This window comes from Stutzerimonas chloritidismutans AW-1, from assembly GCF_000495915.1.
GTDB lineage: Bacteria > Pseudomonadota > Gammaproteobacteria > Pseudomonadales > Pseudomonadaceae > Stutzerimonas > Stutzerimonas chloritidismutans.
The window spans coordinates 74858-93028 of the sequence record NZ_AOFQ01000057.1 but is presented as its reverse complement, the minus strand read 5'-3'; the positions used below and the strand labels follow the sequence as shown (position 1 = coordinate 93028).

Genomic DNA, 18171 nt, shown 5'->3' with positions numbered 1-18171 from the left:
CTCGCTTAGAGTTGGGAGGCCAGTTTTTCGACCAGCTCGTTGTGCACCTTGGCGTCCACCTGGGACTCCAGGATCTTCTCTGCACCGGCGACGGCAAGAGCCGCTACCTGATTGCGCAGTTGGTCCCTGGCACGGTTCACTTCCTGTTCGATCTCGGCGCGGGCGCCGGCGACCAGTCGCTCGCCTTCGACACGTGCCTGCTGCTTGGCTTCCTCGATGATCGCATTGGCGTGCTTGTTCGCCTGCTCGATGATCTGGGCTGCCTGCTCCTTGGTCTCGCGGAGGGTGTTGGACACCTTGTCCTGAGCCAGTTTCAGGTCTTGCTGCGCACGGCCTGCCGCATCCAGTCCTTCAGCGATCTTCTTCTGGCGTGCTGCCATGGCTGCCGTGATTGGCGGCCAGACGAGCTTCATGCAGAACCAGACGAAGATAGCGAAGGCGAGCGTTTGACCGAACAGCGTCAAGTTAATGTTCACAGCGATTTACCTCGTGCTATCTCGTTCAACGCGGGAGTCATTCCACGGCGACGGGGCTCGCCCGGCGAACCCCATCTCAAACCGGAAAGTGATTAACCGGCGACAACGAAGATGAGGTACATCGCGATACCAACGCCGATCATCGGCACGGCGTCGAGCAGGCCGGCCATCAGGAAGGTTTTGGTTTGCAGCTGGGGAGCCAGCTCAGGCTGACGAGCAGTGGATTCCAGCAGTTTGCCGCCCAGCAGGGCGAAGCCAATACCGGTGCCCAGGGCACCCAGACCGATCATGATGGAGGCGGCGATGTAGACGAGTTCCATGTAAAGCTCCTGAAGCTAAGGGGGGTTAAGGTTTTTCGGTTAAAGCGTTAGCGGTTTTCAGTGATGTTCTTCATGGGCAGAGCTCAGGTACACCACCGTCAGTACCATGAAGATGAAGGCCTGAAGCGGGATCACCAGGATATGGAAGATCGCCCAAGGCACATTCAGGGTCCACTGCACGTAGAACGGCAGCAGAGCGATGAGGATGAACACCACCTCACCGGCATACATGTTGCCGAACAGACGCAGCGCGAGGCTGAGCGGCTTGGTCAGCAGGCCGAGAATCTCGAGGAACAGGTTGAACGGCACCAGCGACCAGTGGTTGAACGGAGTGAACGCCAGCTCCTTGCTGAAGCCACCGAAACCCTTGACCTTGACGCTGTAGAAGAGGATCAGGATGAACACGCCGAGCGACAGACCGAAGGTACCGTTCGGGTCGGCGGTTGGCACGATCTTGAACGCCGGAAGGCCCAGCAGGCTGGCCAGCCCAGGGATGTAGTCGACCGGAATCCACTTCAGGCTGTTCATCAGGAACACCCAGACGAAGATGGTCAGCGCCAGCGGAGCGATCAGAGCATTGCGGCCGTGGAAGGTGTCCTTCACCACGCCTTCGACGAATTCGACGCACATCTCGACGAAGTTCTGCAGCTTGCCCGGTACACCGGTCGTGGCGGACTTGGCGGCGCTGCGGAACAGCAGGATGAAGATGGCGCCCATCAGCAGCGACCAGCCGAGGGTATCCAGGTGGAATGCCATGAAGCCCATGTCACGAGCTTCCAGACCCGTCTGAGCGATGGTCCAGGTGGCCTGATCGAGAACGGAGCCATCAGCACGCTCGTAACCTGCCGGCAGCTTGCCGTAGGTGAGGTTTTGCAGGTGGTGCTGGATATATTCAGCGGGGGTACTCGCCATAAACGCCTCAATGCTCAATGCTTCGGATTGTTTTTCATCAGCAGGAGCGCGCTTGCTCCGACACCCAGAACCAGCAGATAGCCGGCAAACAAGGCGATCGGTTCCAGCGGTTTCACTCCCACGAACACCAACGCAAAAAGCGCTGCTGCCAGAATCTGTTTACCCATCTCGCCAGACCAGAACGACTGGATGATCGCCTGAGTCGAACGTGCGCCAAAGTAACGAAAGGCCTTGTACGCGAAATACACGTTCGCTGACAGCGCAATCAAACCACCGCACAGCGCGGAGTAGCCGGCGACCATACCAAAAACCAGGCCACATGAGACAGCGGTCACTACTACGACCATTGCCTGCATCAGCAATACGCGAAATGCCGGAAGGCGATGGAAGGGTGTTCTGTTGCGTATGTTCACCTGAATTCCATCGCTGTAGCAGGCCGCGTAAATAATTGTCCGCAGTCAAAAAAGCGCGGCGAGTATAGGAGCAGGCCAGCCAGGGTTCAACTCTCCGGTAGTATTTTCCGACCGGCACTACAAACAATTTGTATCAGCGGATGTGGGCCAATACACCCTGCAGTTCATCCAGCGAACTGTAGCGGATCACCAGCTGCCCTTTGCCCCTCTGTCCGTGCTTGATCTGCACCGGAGAGCCCAGGCGTTCCGCCAGGCGCTGCTCCAGACGGCTGATGTCCGGGTCGACCTTGACTTCGGCTTTCGGTGTTTCCTTGCTGCTCAACCACTGACGCACCAGGGCTTCGGTCTGGCGCACGGTCAGCCCACGTGCGACAACGTGCCGCGCGCCCTCGACCTGCTGTTCCGCCGGCAGACCTAGCAATGCTCGCGCGTGGCCCATCTCCAGGTCGCCGTGTGACAGCAGCGTCTTGATCTCTTCCGGCAGCGCAATCAGGCGCAGCAAATTGCTTATCGAGACACGCGACTTGCCTACCGCGTCGGCAACTTGCTGTTGGGTCAGCTGGAACTCCTGTTGCAAGCGCTGCAGCGCGACGGCTTCCTCGATCGGATTCAGGTCTTCGCGCTGGATGTTCTCGATCAGCGCCATGGCAATGGCCGCCTCGTCCGGCACTTCGCGAACCAGCGCCGGCACCTTCTCCAACCCGGCCTGCTGGCTGGCGCGCCAGCGACGTTCACCGGCGATGATCTCGAAACGGCCACCGCTGACGGGACGCACCACTATCGGCTGCATCACGCCGTGGTTCTTGATCGACTGGGCCAGCTCCTCCAGGGCCTGCGGGTCCATATCGCGGCGCGGCTGGTACTTGCCGCGCTGGATCAGGTCCAGCGGCAGGTGCTGGAGTTCACGGGTATCGACCTTCGCAGCCTCTTCCTGCATTGCCGAAACGCTGGCGCCGCCGAGCAGGGCGTCGAGTCCACGGCCTAGGCCTCTTTTCTTGGTCGCCATGAGTAGTCCTTATGCGGGGGCGCCACGCGCCGACTGGCGCTGGCGTCGCGACAGTTCACCGGCCAGGGCCAGATAGGCCAGAGCGCCCTTGGATTGCTTGTCGTAGACCAGCGCCGGCATGCCGTGGCTGGGGGCCTCGGCGAGCCGGACGTTGCGCGGGATAACGGTGTCGTAGAGTTTGTCGCCGAAATGCGCCTTGAGCTGTTCGGATACATCGTTGGTCAGACTGCTGCGCGGGTCGTACATGGTGCGCAGCAGGCCTTCGATCTTCAGGCTGGGGTTGAGCGCCTGGCCGATACGCTGGATCGAATTGACCAGATCGGTAAGCCCTTCGAGCGCGTAATACTCGCACTGCATGGGAATGATGACGCCGTCCGACGCAGCCAGTGCGTTGATGGTCAGCATCGACAGCGACGGCGGGCAATCGATGAGGATGTAGTCGTAGTTCTCCCGCACCGGTGCCAGTGCTTCACGCAGGCGTTTTTCCTTGGCCGGCAGATTCAGCAGGGCCACTTCCGCCGCGGTCAGGTCGCGATTGGCCGGCAGCAACTGATAGCCGCCATGCTCGGAGAACTGCATGGCATCCACCAGGCTGCATTCGCCGATCAGTACGTCGTAGATCGAGTACTCCAGCCCGAGCTTGTCCACACCGCTACCAGTGGTGGCGTTGCCCTGGGGGTCGAGATCGATCAGAAGCACGCGACGGCGCGTGGCAACCAGCGAAGCCGCAAGGTTGATGCAGGTGGTGGTCTTGGCGACACCGCCCTTCTGGTTGGCAATGGCGAAAACTTTAGCCATGGTCAGTGTCTGTCCGGGTCATGAAGTGCGGCGCAGTATCAGCAGATGGCGCTGGCCTTGGCAACCGGGAACCTTGAGTACGTGACAGGCATCGAGGCGGAAGTCGGCGGGCAGCCGTTGCAGTTCGTCGTCCGGCTGCACGCCCTTCATCGCCAACCAGCGCGTCTGGGTATTGCCCAGATGCCGCGTCCAGCTGGCGAAGTCCTCAAGGGAACTGAAGGCGCGCGAGGTGATGCCGTCGAAGGCTTCCGCCGGCTGGAACTGCTCGACGCGGCTATGCACGACTTCGAGGTTGGCCAGTTTCAGCTCCAGCTTCACCTGCGTCAGGAATCGCGTTTTTTTCCCATTGGAGTCCAGCAGCGTGAAGCTGCGATCAGGAAACATGATTGCCAGCGGCACGCCAGGCATGCCACCACCGCTGCCGACGTCCAGCCAGGTCTGTCCGGACTCGGCAACGAAGGACACCACGCTCAGGCTGTCGAGCAGGTGTCGCGAAACCATTTCGTCGGGATCGCGCACCGCGGTGAGGTTGTAGGCCTTGTTCCACTTGATCAGCAGTGCCAGGTAGGCCAGCAACTGCTGCTGTTGCCCTTCACTCAGCTCGACGCCGAGCGCCTGGGCGCCGCGCACGAGTTCGGCGGCATGGGATTCGCTGACCAGACTCATCAGGCGCTCTGCTCCAGCTGCTGGCCGGCATTGCGCTTCTTCAGATGAATCATCAGCAGCGACACCGCAGCGGGAGTGACTCCCGGAATACGCGAGGCCTGCCCGAGCGTCTCAGGCCTTGCCTGACCGAGCTTGTGCTGAATCTCCTTCGACAAGCCCGGAATCGTCGTGTAGTCGAGATTCTCCGGCAAGGCGATGTTTTCGCTGGCACGCAGTCGTTCGATCTCGTCCTGCTGCCGTTCGATGTAGCCGGCGTACTTGGTCTTGATCTCGACCTGCTCGGCGACCTGAGGATCCTGCGCACCGTCACCGGTCAGTTCGATCAGGCTCTGGTAATCGATTTCCGGGCGGGCCAGTAGATTGAGCAGGTTGTACTCGCGAGCCAGCGGGCTGCCGAAGCGCTCGGCGATGGCATCGCCCTGTGGTGTGCCGGGACGAACCCAGCAACTCTTCAGGCGCTGCTCCTCAAGCTCGATACCTTCGCGCTTGTCGCAGAACGCAGCCCAGCGGGCATCGTCCACCAGCCCCAGTTCGCGGCCCTTCTCGGTCAGACGAAGATCGGCATTGTCCTCGCGCAGGATCAGCCGGTATTCGGCACGCGAGGTGAACATCCGATAGGGCTCCTGGGTACCGAGGGTAATCAGGTCATCGACCAGCACGCCTAGGTAGGCCTCATCGCGACGCGGACACCAGCTGTCCTTGCCCTGCGCCCGCAGCGCAGCGTTGGTTCCGGCGAGCAGTCCCTGGGCACCAGCTTCTTCGTAACCGGTGGTGCCATTGATCTGGCCGGCGAAGAACAGCCCGCCGATTACCTTGGTCTCCAGGCTGTACTTGAGATCGCGCGGGTCGAAGTAGTCGTACTCGATGGCATAGCCCGGCCGCACGATGTGGGCGTTCTCCATGCCACGGATGCTCTGCACGATCTGCAGCTGCACATCGAACGGCAACGAGGTGGAGATGCCGTTGGGATACAGCTCATGAGTGGTCAGGCCTTCGGGCTCGAGGAAGACCTGATGGCTGTCCTTGTCGGCAAAACGATGGATCTTGTCTTCGATCGACGGGCAGTAGCGCGGGCCGACGCCCTCGATCACGCCGGAATACATCGGCGAACGATCGAGGTTGGCGGCAATGATTTCGTGCGTTCGCGCGTTGGTGTGAGTGATCCAGCAGCTGACCTGCGGCGGGTGTTGCTCACGATTGCCCATGAATGACATCACCGGCAGCGGTGTGTCGCCCGGTTGCTCGGTCATAAGAGAAAAATCCACCGAACGACCATCGATACGTGGCGGCGTACCGGTCTTCAGCCGACCGACGCGCAGCGGCAACTCGCGCAGCCGGTTAGCCAAGGCGATCGAAGGCGGATCGCCTGCGCGCCCGCCTGAATAGTTCTGCAGGCCAATGTGGATAAGTCCACCGAGGAAAGTCCCGGTGGTCAGCACCACGGAATCCGCGAGGAAACGCAGACCCATCTGGGTCACGACACCCCGGACCTGATCCTGCTCGACGATCAGGTCGTCCGCCGCCTGTTGAAATATCCACAGGTTCGGCTGGTTTTCCAGAGCGTCACGAATAGCAGCTTTGTAGAGCACGCGGTCAGCTTGCGCTCGGGTAGCTCGAACGGCTGGCCCCTTGCGGCTGTTGAGCACGCGAAACTGGATGCCACCCTTGTCGGTAGCCATCGCCATGGCCCCACCCAACGCATCGATTTCCTTGACCAGATGACTCTTGCCGATGCCACCGATGGCTGGGTTGCAGCTCATCTGGCCAAGGGTTTCCACATTGTGGCTGAGCAGCAGGGTCTTCACGCCCATGCGTGCCGCTGCAAGCGCAGCCTCGGTGCCGGCATGGCCGCCGCCGATAACGATCACGTCAAAACGGGAAGGGAAGTCCACCACGCACCTCGTGCCTGTTCAGATGGGAATTCGGGAAGCCGCGAAGTATAGGGATTTAGCCAGTGCTAAAGAAGGGCTCTGAGCAAAAAATGACCAACCATCTGGCGGAGGCGAGTCGGTGGATAAACATTAGAAATAGAGAAGAAATATATAAGAAGCTTATTTATGTGTTTATAAATGGTGAAGCTCATTTCTGTGGATAAGCACGTGGAGCCCTCGGCAGGCCTTCCTTGTGGCGAAGGATAAACCTGTGCTGCGGCTGGGCGCTGACGGTGTGAATACCGTCAGCATCCTGTGGATTAAAGTTAATCTTATGCACAGAGGGGTTTTTCACCAGCTTACGCCATGACTTTTCTACTGCCCTTAGGCGGCCTTTTCCACAGGGCTCATGGCGGGAATTTTCGGCAGCCGAATGCCATCGCCACGAATTTTCAGCGTAGCGTTGTGCATGAAAGGGGGCGGGCGTGGTTAGCGCCCGTGCAGTGTCATTTGCCGATGCAGAAGCTCGAGAAGATTCGCCCGAGCAGGTCGTCTGAGCTGAACGCGCCTGTGATCTCACCGAGTGCTTGTTGTGCCAGGCGCAGATCCTCTGCCAGCAGCTCACCGGCGCCGGCCAGCGTCAGTTGGGCATGGCCATGCTCCAGATACTGATCAGCCAGACGCAGTGCGTCCAGATGGCGACGTCGGGCGCTGAAGCTGCTTTCAGCGGTCTGCTCGTAGCCCATGCACTGCTTGAGGTGTTCGCGCAACAACTCGATACCTTCGCCGGATCGTGCGCACAGGCTCAGGGTTGCCTGTCCGTTGTCGTCGAAGCGAATCGAGATCGGCTCACCGCTCAGGTCAGCCTTGTTCCGAATCAGCGTCACCCGGTTCGGCGCAGGGTTGGATTCGAGAAACTCCGGCCAAAGGGCTAGTGGGTCCTGCGCCTCAGGCGCACTGGCATCGACCATCAGGAGTACCCTGTCCGCTTCGCCGATGGCGCTGAGCGCGCGCTGCACACCGATCCGCTCGACCTGATCTTCGGTATCGCGTAGGCCCGCGGTATCGACGACATGCAGCGGCATGCCGTCGATCAGGATGTGTTCGCGCAGGACATCGCGGGTGGTGCCGGCAATATCGGTGACAATGGCGGCCTCACGGCCCGCCAGTGCGTTGAGCAGACTGGACTTGCCGGCGTTGGGGCGCCCTGCGATCACCACGGTCATTCCGTCGCGCAGCAAGGCGCCCTGCCCGGCTTCGCGCAGCACTGTGGATAACTCGGCTTTCACGGCATCCAATTGTGCCAGGACATGCCCATCGGCGAGGAAGTCGATCTCTTCTTCGGGAAAATCGATCGCCGCTTCGACATAGATACGCAGCTGAATCAATCTTTCGGTCAACTGATGCACGCGGCGAGAGAATTCGCCCTGTAGCGAACGCACCGCATTGCGCGCGGCCTGCGCCGAACTCGCTTCGATAAGGTCGGCGATCGCCTCGGCCTGGGCAAGATCGAGCTTGTCGTTAAGGAATGCGCGTTCACTGAATTCGCCTGGCCGAGCCAGACGAACGCCGAGTTCGACGCAGCGCTGCAGCAGCATATCCATGACAACCGGGCCGCCATGCCCCTGCAGTTCGAGTACGTCCTCACCGGTGAACGAATGCGGTCCCGGAAAGAACAGTAGCAGGCCTTCGTCGATCACCTCGCCGTCGTCTGCGTGAAATGCACCGTAATGTGCATGCCGCGGCGTTGGCTCACGGCCGGTCAGGGTAATGGCGATAGCCTTGGACCGTGGCCCTGATACCCGAACGATGCCTACTCCTCCGCGCCCCGGCGCGGTAGCGACGGCGGCAATGGTGTCGCGAACTGGATTCATGCGGCCTCCTTTCTGGACGGCAGATAGCAGAACGCCCCAATCAAGGGGCGTTCTGCATTGGCGGTTGAGGCGTCAGGCGGGCTTCGCCGCGGCCTCGATCTTGCGGGTAATGTACCACTGCTGGGCGATGGACAGGACGTTGTTGACCACCCAGTACAGCACCAGACCGGCAGGGAACCAGAGGAAGAAGAAGGTGAAGATCACCGGCAGCAGCTTCATCACTCGCGCCTGCATCGGATCCGGCGGTGTCGGGTTCAGCTGCTGCTGGATGAACATGGTCACGCCCATGATGATCGGCAGGATGAAGAACGGGTCTTTGATCGAAAGGTCGGTGATCCAGAACATCCAGGGCGCCTGGCGCATCTCGACGCTTTCCAGCAGGACCCAGTACAGGGCCAGGAATACCGGCATCTGCACCAGGATCGGCAGGCAGCCGCCCAGCGGATTGATCTTTTCCTTCTTGTACAGCTCCATCATCGCCTGGGACATCTTCTGGCGGTCGTCGCCATGCTGTTCCTTCAGCGCCTGCATTTTCGGCGACACCGCGCGCATGCGCGCCATCGACCTGTAGCTCGCCGCGGAGAGCGGGAAGAAGGCGAGCTTGATGACGATGGTCAGAACGATGATCGACCAGCCCCAGTTGCCCAGCAGCGCGTGGATGTTTTCCAGCAGCCAGAAGATCGGCTGAGCGATGAACCAGAGGATGCCGTAGTCGACGGTCAGACGCAGACCGGGGGACAGTTCTTCCAGCTTGTCCTGGCTCTTCGGGCCGGCATACAGCGTGGCGCCTGTCTCGCCCTGTGCGCCGGCAGGTACGGTAACAGCGGGGCCGGTGAAGCCGATGATGTAGTTGCCCTGGCTATCCTTGCGCGTCTGCACCTGGTTGGTATCGTCCGGCTGAGGAATCCAGGCGGTGACGAAATAATGTTGCAGCCAGGCGATCCAGCCACCCTGCACGCTTTCACGCAGGTTGCTTTCATCCATGTCGCCCATGGAGACCTTACGATACGGCTCGTCCTTGGTCCACAGCGCAGCGCCAAGGTAGGTAGCGGTGCCAGTGGCGGTGCTTGAGGAGGGATCGCCGCTGTTGTCGCGCTTGAGCTGACCGAACAGGTAACCGGTCCAGGGTTGACCGCTCTGGTTGTCGATCAGGTAGTTCACCTTCAGCGCATAGTTACCGCGCTCGAGGGTGAAACGCTTGATGTAGTTGACGCCATCAGCATTGTATTTCAGATCGACGACCACCTGATCCTGACCTTCGGCCAGTTGGTACTCGCTTTTCTCACTGCTGTACTGAGGACGCCCGCTGGCCTTGTCCGGGCCGTCGCCGATCAGGCCGCTTTGTGCTTCATAGACTCGCTCACCACTACGCTCGAACAGTTGGAACGGCACATCGGGACGATCCTGACGACGCGGGTACTGCGGCAGATGCAGTTCGACGATGTCGCCACCGCGCGGATCGATGGCCACGTCAAGCACGTCGCTGCGCACACGAATCAGCTGGCTGCTCGGCGCATTAGCCGGCAGGGCGCTGGCCTGTTGCTGGCCGGCAACCGCGGGCACATCGCCAGCGGTGCTTTCGCTGTTGGCGGCGGGGCTATCCGGAAGAGCCGGTACGCCCGGCTGGCTTTGCGCGGTTTCGGTCGGCAGGGCAGCCTGACCGTAGTCCTGATTCCATTGAAGAACCATCAGGTAGGCAACGACTGCTAGAGCGACGAGCAGTATCGAGCGTTTGATATCCATGGTTACTCGGCCATCGGAGATGAATTGGAAGTGTTATGAGAAGGCACGGGATCGTAGCCACCGGGATTCCACGGATGGCAGCGCCCCAACCTGCGCAGGCTCAGCCAGCCGCCACGCAACAGGCCATAAGTTTCGATGGCCTCGAGTGCATAGCAGGAGCAGCTTGGATAGAAACGGCAGTGACTGGCCATCATCGGACTGATGGCGTACTGGTAGACCCTGATCGAAGCGATGGCCAATTTACGCATGGGTGCTGTTGGCGGCTCCAGGTTCGACGGAGGTCTTGGATGGGCTGCGTGACAGTCGCTTCCAGAGCTTGGCGAATTGCTTCGCCAGTTCGGGATTGTCCAGATCAGCCAATCCCTTGCGGGCGATGATCACGATGTCCCAGCCCACCAGATCCGACTGGTGATGGCGGAAGGTCTCACGTATCTGCCGCTTGATGCGGTTACGTTCGACCGAGAGCTTGACGCTTTTCTTGCCGATCACCAGCCCAAGGCGGGGGTGTTGCAGATCGTTCTCGCGTGCCAACAGCAGGACGTTCCTGCCAGGCACCTTACCGGAAGGGGAGTCGAAGACTGCCTTGAATTGGCGGGGAGTCAGCAGACGCTTTTCCCGGCCGAAGCCCCGACTCACTACCTGTTCCGATATCAGACGGTCAGACGCTTACGGCCTTTGGCGCGACGACGCGACAGAACCTGACGACCGTTCTTGGTGGCCATACGTGCACGGAAACCGTGAGTACGAGCGCGCTTGATGGTGCTGGGCTGGAAAGTGCGTTTCATGGTGCGTTTACCTGGTGATCCATTGCGGGCCGGAATGGCCCCCTTTTAAGAGACCGGCGATTGTAGAGAAGCTATCGAGCCAGGTCAATTTCCAACCAGCCCTGCATGGATGAAAAAAATAAGAAGAAAAGAAATATAAGCTCTTAAGATGTAATGCTTATATATGTGCAGCACCTTTTCTGTGGATAGATGGCTACAGACCTTAGGAGACGGGCGCTCCCGCGGATGCAAACTTGGTGCGAAAGCGGTGCTCACCCCGTGCAGAGGCTCTGCGCAAACTGGGGATTAAAACTCAAGATATCCACAGGCGGTGTTAATCAGTGCTTTTGAACAGGCTTGACCACTGCCCTCAGGGGTATTTATCAACAGACTTGGCGACAATGCTTTTCCATGCGTTGAGTGGTTGACCAGACCTAGGGTATTCCGTCCTGCGCTTCAGGTTTGTTGTGGATAACCTGAGGGCGTGCCGTTACAATGGCCGCCGTCTTACCTCGACTGAGTCGATAGGAGCTTCCGTGTCGGTGGAACTTTGGCAGCAGTGTGTTGAGCTTTTGCGCGATGAACTGCCTGCTCAGCAATTCAACACATGGATTCGTCCACTACAGGTGGAAGGCGATGGTGATGAGCTGCGCGTCTATGCGCCCAATCGCTTCGTGCTCGACTGGGTCAACGAAAAGTACCTTTCCCGATTGTTGGAACTGCTGTCGGAGCGTTCAAGCGGAATCGCTCCGGCGCTTTCTCTCCTTATAGGCAGTAAACGGACGTCATCCGCCGCTCTTCCTTCGGCTGCTGCTGCACGTGCTCAGCCACAGCAAATGGCAGTAAGCGCGCCTGCGCCGGCCATGCAGGCGCCACGCTTCGAGCCGTTGTCGGCTGACACCAGTGAACCCGAGCAGCCGCGTGTCGAGCGTGCCGTGCAGGTCGAGGGTGGGCTCAAGCACACCAGCTACCTGAACCGGACCTTTACCTTCGAAAACTTCGTCGAGGGCAAGTCCAACCAGTTGGCACGAGCCGCTGCCTGGCAGGTTGCCGACAATCCCAAGCATGGCTACAACCCGCTTTTTCTGTACGGCGGTGTTGGCCTGGGTAAGACTCACCTGATGCATGCAGTGGGTAATCACCTGCTGAAGAAGAACCCCAACGCCAAAGTGGTTTACCTGCACTCCGAGCGCTTCGTGGCCGATATGGTCAAGGCACTGCAGCTCAATGCCATCAACGAGTTCAAGCGCTTCTATCGCTCGGTCGATGCGCTGCTGATCGACGATATCCAGTTCTTCGCCAAAAAAGAGCGTTCGCAAGAAGAGTTCTTTCACACCTTCAACGCGCTGCTCGAAGGTGGCCAGCAGGTCATTCTCACTAGTGACCGCTATCCCAAGGAAATCGACGGCCTTGAGGAACGTCTGAAATCGCGTTTTGGCTGGGGTCTGACCGTTGCCGTCGAGCCGCCCGAGCTTGAGACTCGTGTAGCGATCCTGATGAAGAAGGCGGACCAGGCGAAGGTGGACCTGCCCCACGACGCGGCTTTCTTCATTGCCCAGCGGATCCGTTCGAACGTCCGTGAACTCGAAGGAGCGCTGAAGCGGGTCATCGCCCATGCTCACTTCATGGGGCGCGATATCACGATCGAACTGATTCGCGAATCGCTGAAGGACTTGCTGGCGTTGCAGGATAAACTGGTCAGCGTCGACAATATCCAGCGCACCGTGGCCGAATACTACAAGATCAAGATATCCGACTTGCTCTCGAAGCGGCGATCGCGATCGGTCGCCCGACCGCGGCAGGTGGCCATGGCCCTGTCCAAGGAGCTGACCAACCACAGCCTCCCTGAGATCGGCGACGCGTTCGGTGGGCGGGATCACACCACGGTTCTGCATGCTTGCCGTAAGATCGCCGAACTACGGGAAACTGACGCGGATATACGTGAAGATTACAAGAATTTGCTGCGAACTTTGACAACCTGAGTGCGACCTAATCTATAGGCAAGGGACCAGACCATGCATTTCTCCATTCAGCGCGAAGCCCTGTTGAAACCCCTGCAGCTGGTTGCTGGCGTCGTTGAGCGCCGTCAGACCTTGCCGGTGCTGTCCAACGTACTGCTTGTGGTGCAAGGACAGCAATTGTCGCTGACCGGTACCGATCTCGAAGTCGAACTGGTCGGCCGTGTTGTCCTTGAAGAGGCCGCCGAGCCAGGCGAGATCACCGTTCCGGCGCGCAAACTCATGGACATTTGCAAGAGCCTGCCGAGCGATGCGCTGATCAATATCCGTCTCGATGATCAGAAGGTTGTTATCAAGTCCGGCCGCAGCCGCTTTACCCTTTCAACTTTGCCGGCCAATGACTTCCCTACGGTTGAAGAAGGCCCAGGTTCGCTTTCCTTCACCGTCGAACAGGGCAAGCTGCGCAAGCTGATCGAGCGCAGCAGCTTTGCCATGGCGCAGCAGGACGTTCGCTACTACCTCAACGGTATGCTCATCGAAGTTTCAAGCGGAATGCTGCGCGCGGTAGCGACGGACGGCCACCGCCTGGCGATGTGCTCGATGCAGGCGGGGATCGAGCAACCCGATCGGCATCAGGTCATCGTGCCGCGTAAGGGTATCCTCGAGCTCGCGCGGCTGCTCAACGATCAGGACGCCGAGGTCAGCATCGTTCTGGGCCAGCACCATATTCGCGCCACCACTGGCGAGTTCACCTTCACCTCCAAGCTGGTGGACGGCAAGTTCCCGGACTATGAGCGCGTACTGCCGCGTGGTGGCGACAAGCTTGTGGTAGGAGATCGTCAGTTGCTGCGTGAAGCGTTCAGTCGCACGGCGATTCTCTCCAACGAAAAGTACCGCGGCATTCGTCTGCAGCTGGAAAGTGGGCTATTGAAGATTCAGGCGAACAACCCCGAACAGGAAGAAGCTGAGGAAGAGGTTGCGGTCGACTACAACGGCAGTTCGTTGGAGATCGGTTTCAACGTCAGCTATCTGCTCGATGTGCTGGGCGTGATGACCACCGAACAGGTGCGTCTGATTCTGTCTGACGCGAACAGCAGTGCTCTGGTTCAGGAATTCGATAACGACGATTCCGCATATGTCGTGATGCCGATGCGTCTGTAAACCAGCTTCATGTCCCTCAGTCGTCTTTCCGTCACCGGGGTCCGCAATCTGCACCCGGTGACGTTATCTCCCTCCTCTCGAATCAACATCCTGTTCGGCGATAACGGTAGCGGAAAAACCAGCCTGCTCGAAGCCATTCACCTGCTCGGGCTGGCGCGCTCGTTTCGTAGCATTCGGCTGAACCCCGTCATCACCTATGAACAATCAGCGTGCACCGTTTTTGGTCAAGTTGAACTGCCAGATCAGCACAGTCGTGCGTTGGGGGTTTCCCGGGATCGTAGCGGTGATGTCCGGATCCGTATCGATGGGCAAGGGGTCAGGTCAGCCGCGGAGCTTGCCGATACGCTGCCTTTGCAACTGATCAATCCGGATAGTTTTCGCCTTCTCGAAGGCGCACCGAAATTACGTAGGCAGTTTCTTGATTGGGGCGTGTTCCACGTGGAACATCGGTTCATGCCAGCCTGGCTGCGCATGCAGCAGGCACTCCGGCAACGGAACTCGTGGCTGCGGCATGGTACACTGGACGGCGCTTCGGATGCGGCCTGGAGCCGAGAACTGACACTGGCCAGCGATGAAATTGACGGATATCGACGGGCCTATATTCAGGCACTTAAACCCGTATTTGAATCGACCCTCGCGGCCTTGCTCGACTTGGACGGCCTGAAGCTGAGTTATTACAGGGGATGGGATAAAGACCGCTCCTTGGCTGATGTGCTGGCGTCTTCGCTGGAACGGGATAGGTCGTTAGGGCACACCCAATCCGGGCCGCAGCGTGCGGATCTGCGATTGAAGGTTGGCAATCACAACGCGGCTGAAGTGCTATCGCGCGGCCAGCAGAAATTGGTGGTGTGTGCATTGCGTATTGCTCAGGGCCATCTGGTTAGCGAAACCAAGCGCGGTCAGTGCATCTATCTTGTCGACGACCTGCCGTCAGAACTGGACGCCCAACATAGGTTGGCGCTGTGCAAGTTGCTTGAGCAACTTAACTGTCAGGTGTTTATCACCTGCGTAGATTCATCCATTTTGCAAGAAGGCTGGCATGAACAGACGCCAGTCTCAATGTTTCACGTGGAACATGGGCAAATTACCCAGATCCACGGCCCCTCGGGAGTGAAGGCATGAGCGAAAACCACACGTACGATTCGTCGAGCATCAAGGTACTCAAAGGCCTTGATGCAGTGCGCAAGCGCCCTGGCATGTACATCGGCGATACCGACGACGGCACAGGTTTGCATCACATGGTCTTCGAGGTCGTCGATAACTCGATCGACGAAGCGCTGGCCGGGCATTGCAGCGACATCTCCATCACCATCCATACCGATGAATCCATCACCGTTCGCGACAACGGTCGCGGCATTCCGGTGGATATCCATGAGGAAGGTGTTTCGGCGGCAGAGGTCATCATGACCGTGCTGCACGCCGGCGGTAAGTTCGATGACAACTCCTACAAGGTATCCGGTGGACTCCACGGCGTAGGTGTTTCGGTGGTCAATGCGCTGTCCGAGGAGTTGATGCTGACCATCCGCCGCGAGGGCAAGGTCTGGGAACAGCTCTACCGTCATGGCGTGCCCCAGGCACCTCTGGCTCCGGTAGGTGAAACTGATACCTCGGGTACACAGATTCACTTCAAGCCGTCGTCCGAGACCTTCCAGAACATCCATTTCAGCTGGGATATTCTAGCCAAGCGTCTGCGCGAACTGTCATTCCTGAACTCGGGGGTCGGTATCGTCCTGCGGGACGAGCGTACCGCCAAGGAAGAGCTGTTCAAGTACGAGGGCGGTCTGAGCGCGTTCGTTGCTTACCTGAACACAAACAAAACCCCCGTCAACGAGGTATTCCACTTCAACGTTCAGCGTGACGACGGCGTTGGTGTCGAGGTGGCGCTGCAGTGGAACGACAGCTTTAACGAGAATATTCTCTGCTTTACCAACAATATTCCCCAGCGTGACGGTGGTACTCACCTGGCCGGCTTCCGCTCCGCGCTGACGCGAAACCTGAATTCCTACATCGAGCAGGAAGGTCTGGCCAAGAAGCACAAGATCGCCACTACCGGCGACGATGCCCGCGAAGGCCTGACTGCGATCATTTCGGTGAAGGTTCCGGATCCTAAGTTCAGCTCGCAGACCAAGGACAAACTGGTTTCCTCGGAAGTGAAAACGGCCGTGGAACAGGAGATGGGCAAGTACTTTGGTGATTTCCTCCTCGAGCATCCGGGCGAGGCCAAGGCCGTGGTCGGCAAGATGATTGATGCCGCCCGTGCTCGCGAGGCTGCGCGCAAGGCTCGGGAAATGACCCGTCGTAAAGGCGCTCTGGATATCGCCGGCCTGCCGGGCAAACTTGCTGACTGCCAGGAAAAGGATCCCGCGCTTTCCGAACTCTACATAGTGGAGGGTGATTCTGCGGGTGGCTCGGCCAAGCAAGGTCGTAACCGCAAGACTCAAGCAATTTTGCCGCTCAAGGGCAAGATCCTTAACGTCGAGAAGGCGCGTTTCGACAAGATGATCTCATCCCAGGAAGTGGGCACCCTGATTACTGCTCTGGGCTGTGGTATCGGGCGTGAAGAGTACAACATCGACAAGCTGCGCTATCACAACATCATCATCATGACCGACGCCGACGTCGACGGTTCGCACATCCGGACGCTGCTGTTGACCTTCTTCTTCCGTCAGCTGCCTGAGCTGATCGAGCGCGGCTATGTATATATCGCCCAGCCGCCGCTCTATAAGGTCAAGCGTGGCAAGCAGGAGCAGTACATCAAGGACGACGAGGCGATGGAGGAATACCTCACCCAGTCGGCCCTGGAAGACGCCAGCCTGCACGTCAATGAGCATGCCCCAGGCCTTTCTGGTGGAGCGCTGGAGAAGCTGGTCAACGATTACCGTACGGTGATGAAAACTCTGCAGCGCCTATCGCGTCTGTATCCGTTGGAGTTGACTGAACACTTCATCTACCTGCCGCGTGTTTCAGTAGAGCAGTTGGCCGATCACACCGCGATGCAGGCCTGGCTGGAGCAGTACAGCGCGCAACTCAAGGTCGGTGAACGCTCCGGTTTGATCTACAACGTCAGCTTGCGTGAAGACAAAGAGCGCCACCTGTGGCTACCGGAAGTCGAGATTAGCTCCCACGGCCTGGCCAGCTACATCACCTTCAACCGTGATTTCTTCGCCAGCAACGATTACCGGACGGTAACTGCTCTCGGTGAGAAGCTGAACAGCCTGCTCGAAGAGGGAGCCTATGTTCAGCGCGGTGAGCGCAAAAAGCAGGTATCCACCTTCAAGCAAGCGCTGGAATGGTTGATGACCGAAGGCACGCGCCGCCACAGCGTTCAGCGATACAAGGGACTGGGCGAGATGAACCCGGATCAACTGTGGGAAACCACCATGGATCCAAACGTACGGCGCATGTTGAAAGTGACGATCGAAGATGCCATTGGTGCAGATCAGATCTTCAATACCCTGATGGGCGATGCAGTTGAACCGCGCCGCGACTTCATCGAAACCAACGCTCTGGCAGTGTCTAATCTGGACTTCTGATCCGCTGGAGGTCGTTGAAGTTAATAGGCACTTTCTCCAAAGTTAGCCGACATCTGCAAAGTTAACCGGCAACGGATTGTTGACCTGAAACCCCGCAGTCTCTGGGCTTGCGGGGTTTTTATTTGTGAATATGCAAGTGGCATAGGTGTAGGTAAGGGAGGAAGAGCGGGTATTTGGTGTGCCAGCTTTGCACCATTCGCATTGTTAACCCTGTTAGTTTTTGGCGCTGATCGAAAATATATCCAGTAAAGGCCCTTGTGCGGCGAGCACAACTGGCCACCCAGGATTGGCGTGGAAGCACTCCACTGTGCGGAACGACAGGCGCACCTCAGCTGCTTCTCCACCGACTGATTCGGCACCGAGTAGTAATGGCCGTCGACCTCAAAGTGGTAGTCGATGTGCGCTCGGGCCTTTTCCCCACGGTATAGACATAGGGCTGCTCCGGTAGCGGATGCAGTACCGGGATATCCAGGGCCTCGAAAGCCGAATACCGGGTTCCTGGTAGTTTGCGAAACGGTCGCCGATTGAGCTGCTCAAGCTGGCCGAGATGGCGCTGCTGAGTTCGTCCAGGGAGAATAATTGGCGGTTGCGCAGGACAGCGAGTATCCAGTGCTAAACCACCTGAACACTGACCTCTGCTATGGCCTTGTCGAGTGGTTTAACGCTCTACCCGCCG

The 18171-nt window shown here is 58.8% G+C and carries 17 protein-coding genes and 1 pseudogene; 4 read left to right on the top strand and 14 right to left on the bottom strand.

Annotated features, from left to right (window positions below; genetic code table 11):
* Window positions 1–5: 5 nt before the first annotated feature.
* From F753_RS43560 to rpmH, 13 genes are all read right to left on the bottom strand, one after another.
* Window positions 6–476 carry a F0F1 ATP synthase subunit B gene (locus tag F753_RS43560; RefSeq protein WP_014822271.1) on the bottom strand — a complete coding sequence of 157 codons (471 nt, stop codon included), beginning with the start codon at window positions 474–476 and terminating at the stop codon, window positions 6–8.
* A gap of 92 nt (window positions 477–568) precedes the next feature.
* On the bottom strand, window positions 569–796 hold the full coding sequence (gene atpE, locus F753_RS43555; protein ID WP_003290909.1) for a F0F1 ATP synthase subunit C: 228 nt from the start codon (window positions 794–796) through the stop codon (window positions 569–571).
* Between the two features lie 57 nt (window positions 797–853).
* On the bottom strand, window positions 854–1708 hold the full coding sequence (atpB, locus tag F753_RS43550; protein ID WP_023446456.1) for a F0F1 ATP synthase subunit A: 855 nt from the start codon (window positions 1706–1708) through the stop codon (window positions 854–856).
* A gap of 14 nt (window positions 1709–1722) precedes the next feature.
* Entirely contained in the window at window positions 1723–2127 is a 405-nt protein-coding gene (locus F753_RS43545; protein ID WP_371104282.1) for a F0F1 ATP synthase subunit I, read from the bottom strand.
* Between the two features lie 127 nt (window positions 2128–2254).
* On the bottom strand, window positions 2255–3127 hold the full coding sequence (locus F753_RS43540; protein WP_014822274.1) for a ParB/RepB/Spo0J family partition protein: 873 nt from the start codon (window positions 3125–3127) through the stop codon (window positions 2255–2257).
* Between the two features lie 9 nt (window positions 3128–3136).
* On the bottom strand, window positions 3137–3925 hold the full coding sequence (locus tag F753_RS43535) for a ParA family protein (RefSeq protein WP_014822275.1): 789 nt from the start codon (window positions 3923–3925) through the stop codon (window positions 3137–3139).
* An 18-nt stretch (window positions 3926–3943) separates the two neighbouring features.
* Entirely contained in the window at window positions 3944–4591 is a 648-nt protein-coding gene (rsmG, locus tag F753_RS43530; RefSeq protein ID WP_014822276.1) for a 16S rRNA (guanine(527)-N(7))-methyltransferase RsmG, read from the bottom strand.
* Window positions 4591–6483, bottom strand: coding sequence for a tRNA uridine-5-carboxymethylaminomethyl(34) synthesis enzyme MnmG (gene mnmG / locus F753_RS43525; RefSeq protein WP_023446455.1), 1893 nt, complete (start codon window positions 6481–6483; stop codon window positions 4591–4593). Before mnmG ends, rsmG begins: the two co-directional genes overlap by 1 nt.
* 485 nt (window positions 6484–6968) lie before the next feature.
* Window positions 6969–8336, bottom strand: coding sequence for a tRNA uridine-5-carboxymethylaminomethyl(34) synthesis GTPase MnmE (gene mnmE, locus F753_RS43520; protein ID WP_023446454.1), 1368 nt, complete (start codon window positions 8334–8336; stop codon window positions 6969–6971).
* Between the two features lie 72 nt (window positions 8337–8408).
* Window positions 8409–10079, bottom strand: a complete 1671-nt coding sequence (yidC, locus tag F753_RS43515) for a membrane protein insertase YidC (RefSeq protein WP_023446453.1) — start codon at window positions 10077–10079, stop codon at window positions 8409–8411.
* A gap of 2 nt (window positions 10080–10081) precedes the next feature.
* Complete coding sequence (gene yidD, locus F753_RS43510; protein ID WP_023446452.1) at window positions 10082–10327, bottom strand: membrane protein insertion efficiency factor YidD; 246 nt, start codon at window positions 10325–10327, stop codon at window positions 10082–10084.
* Window positions 10320–10715 (bottom strand): ribonuclease P protein component, encoded by a 396-nt coding sequence (gene rnpA / locus F753_RS43505; RefSeq protein WP_023446451.1) that lies wholly within the window; start codon window positions 10713–10715, stop codon window positions 10320–10322. The genes yidD and rnpA overlap by 8 nt, the downstream gene beginning before the upstream one ends.
* A gap of 14 nt (window positions 10716–10729) precedes the next feature.
* Complete coding sequence (gene rpmH / locus F753_RS43500; protein WP_003290924.1) at window positions 10730–10864, bottom strand: 50S ribosomal protein L34; 135 nt, start codon at window positions 10862–10864, stop codon at window positions 10730–10732.
* Between the two features lie 515 nt (window positions 10865–11379).
* On the opposite strand from rpmH, the gene dnaA reads away from it, so the two are divergent.
* From dnaA to gyrB, 4 genes are read left to right on the top strand one after another with little or no spacing between them, the layout of a single operon-like run.
* Complete coding sequence (dnaA, locus tag F753_RS0125200) at window positions 11380–12825, top strand: chromosomal replication initiator protein DnaA (RefSeq protein ID WP_031298177.1); 1446 nt, start codon at window positions 11380–11382, stop codon at window positions 12823–12825.
* Window positions 12826–12858: 33 nt separating this feature from the next.
* Window positions 12859–13962, top strand: a complete 1104-nt coding sequence (gene dnaN / locus F753_RS43495) for a DNA polymerase III subunit beta (protein ID WP_023446449.1) — start codon at window positions 12859–12861, stop codon at window positions 13960–13962.
* Between the two features lie 9 nt (window positions 13963–13971).
* Window positions 13972–15084, top strand: coding sequence for a DNA replication/repair protein RecF (recF, locus tag F753_RS43490; protein WP_014818480.1), 1113 nt, complete (start codon window positions 13972–13974; stop codon window positions 15082–15084).
* A complete protein-coding gene (gene gyrB / locus F753_RS43485) occupies window positions 15081–17495 on the top strand; it encodes a DNA topoisomerase (ATP-hydrolyzing) subunit B (protein WP_023446448.1) in 2415 nt (804 codons plus the stop codon). The genes recF and gyrB overlap by 4 nt, the downstream gene beginning before the upstream one ends.
* Window positions 17496–17780: 285 nt before the next feature.
* On the opposite strand, the pseudogene F753_RS49625 reads toward gyrB, so the two are convergent.
* Window positions 17781–18155 (bottom strand): annotated as a pseudogene (locus tag F753_RS49625) (Mu transposase domain-containing protein); the annotation flags it as partial.
* Between the last annotated feature and the right edge of the window lie 16 nt (window positions 18156–18171).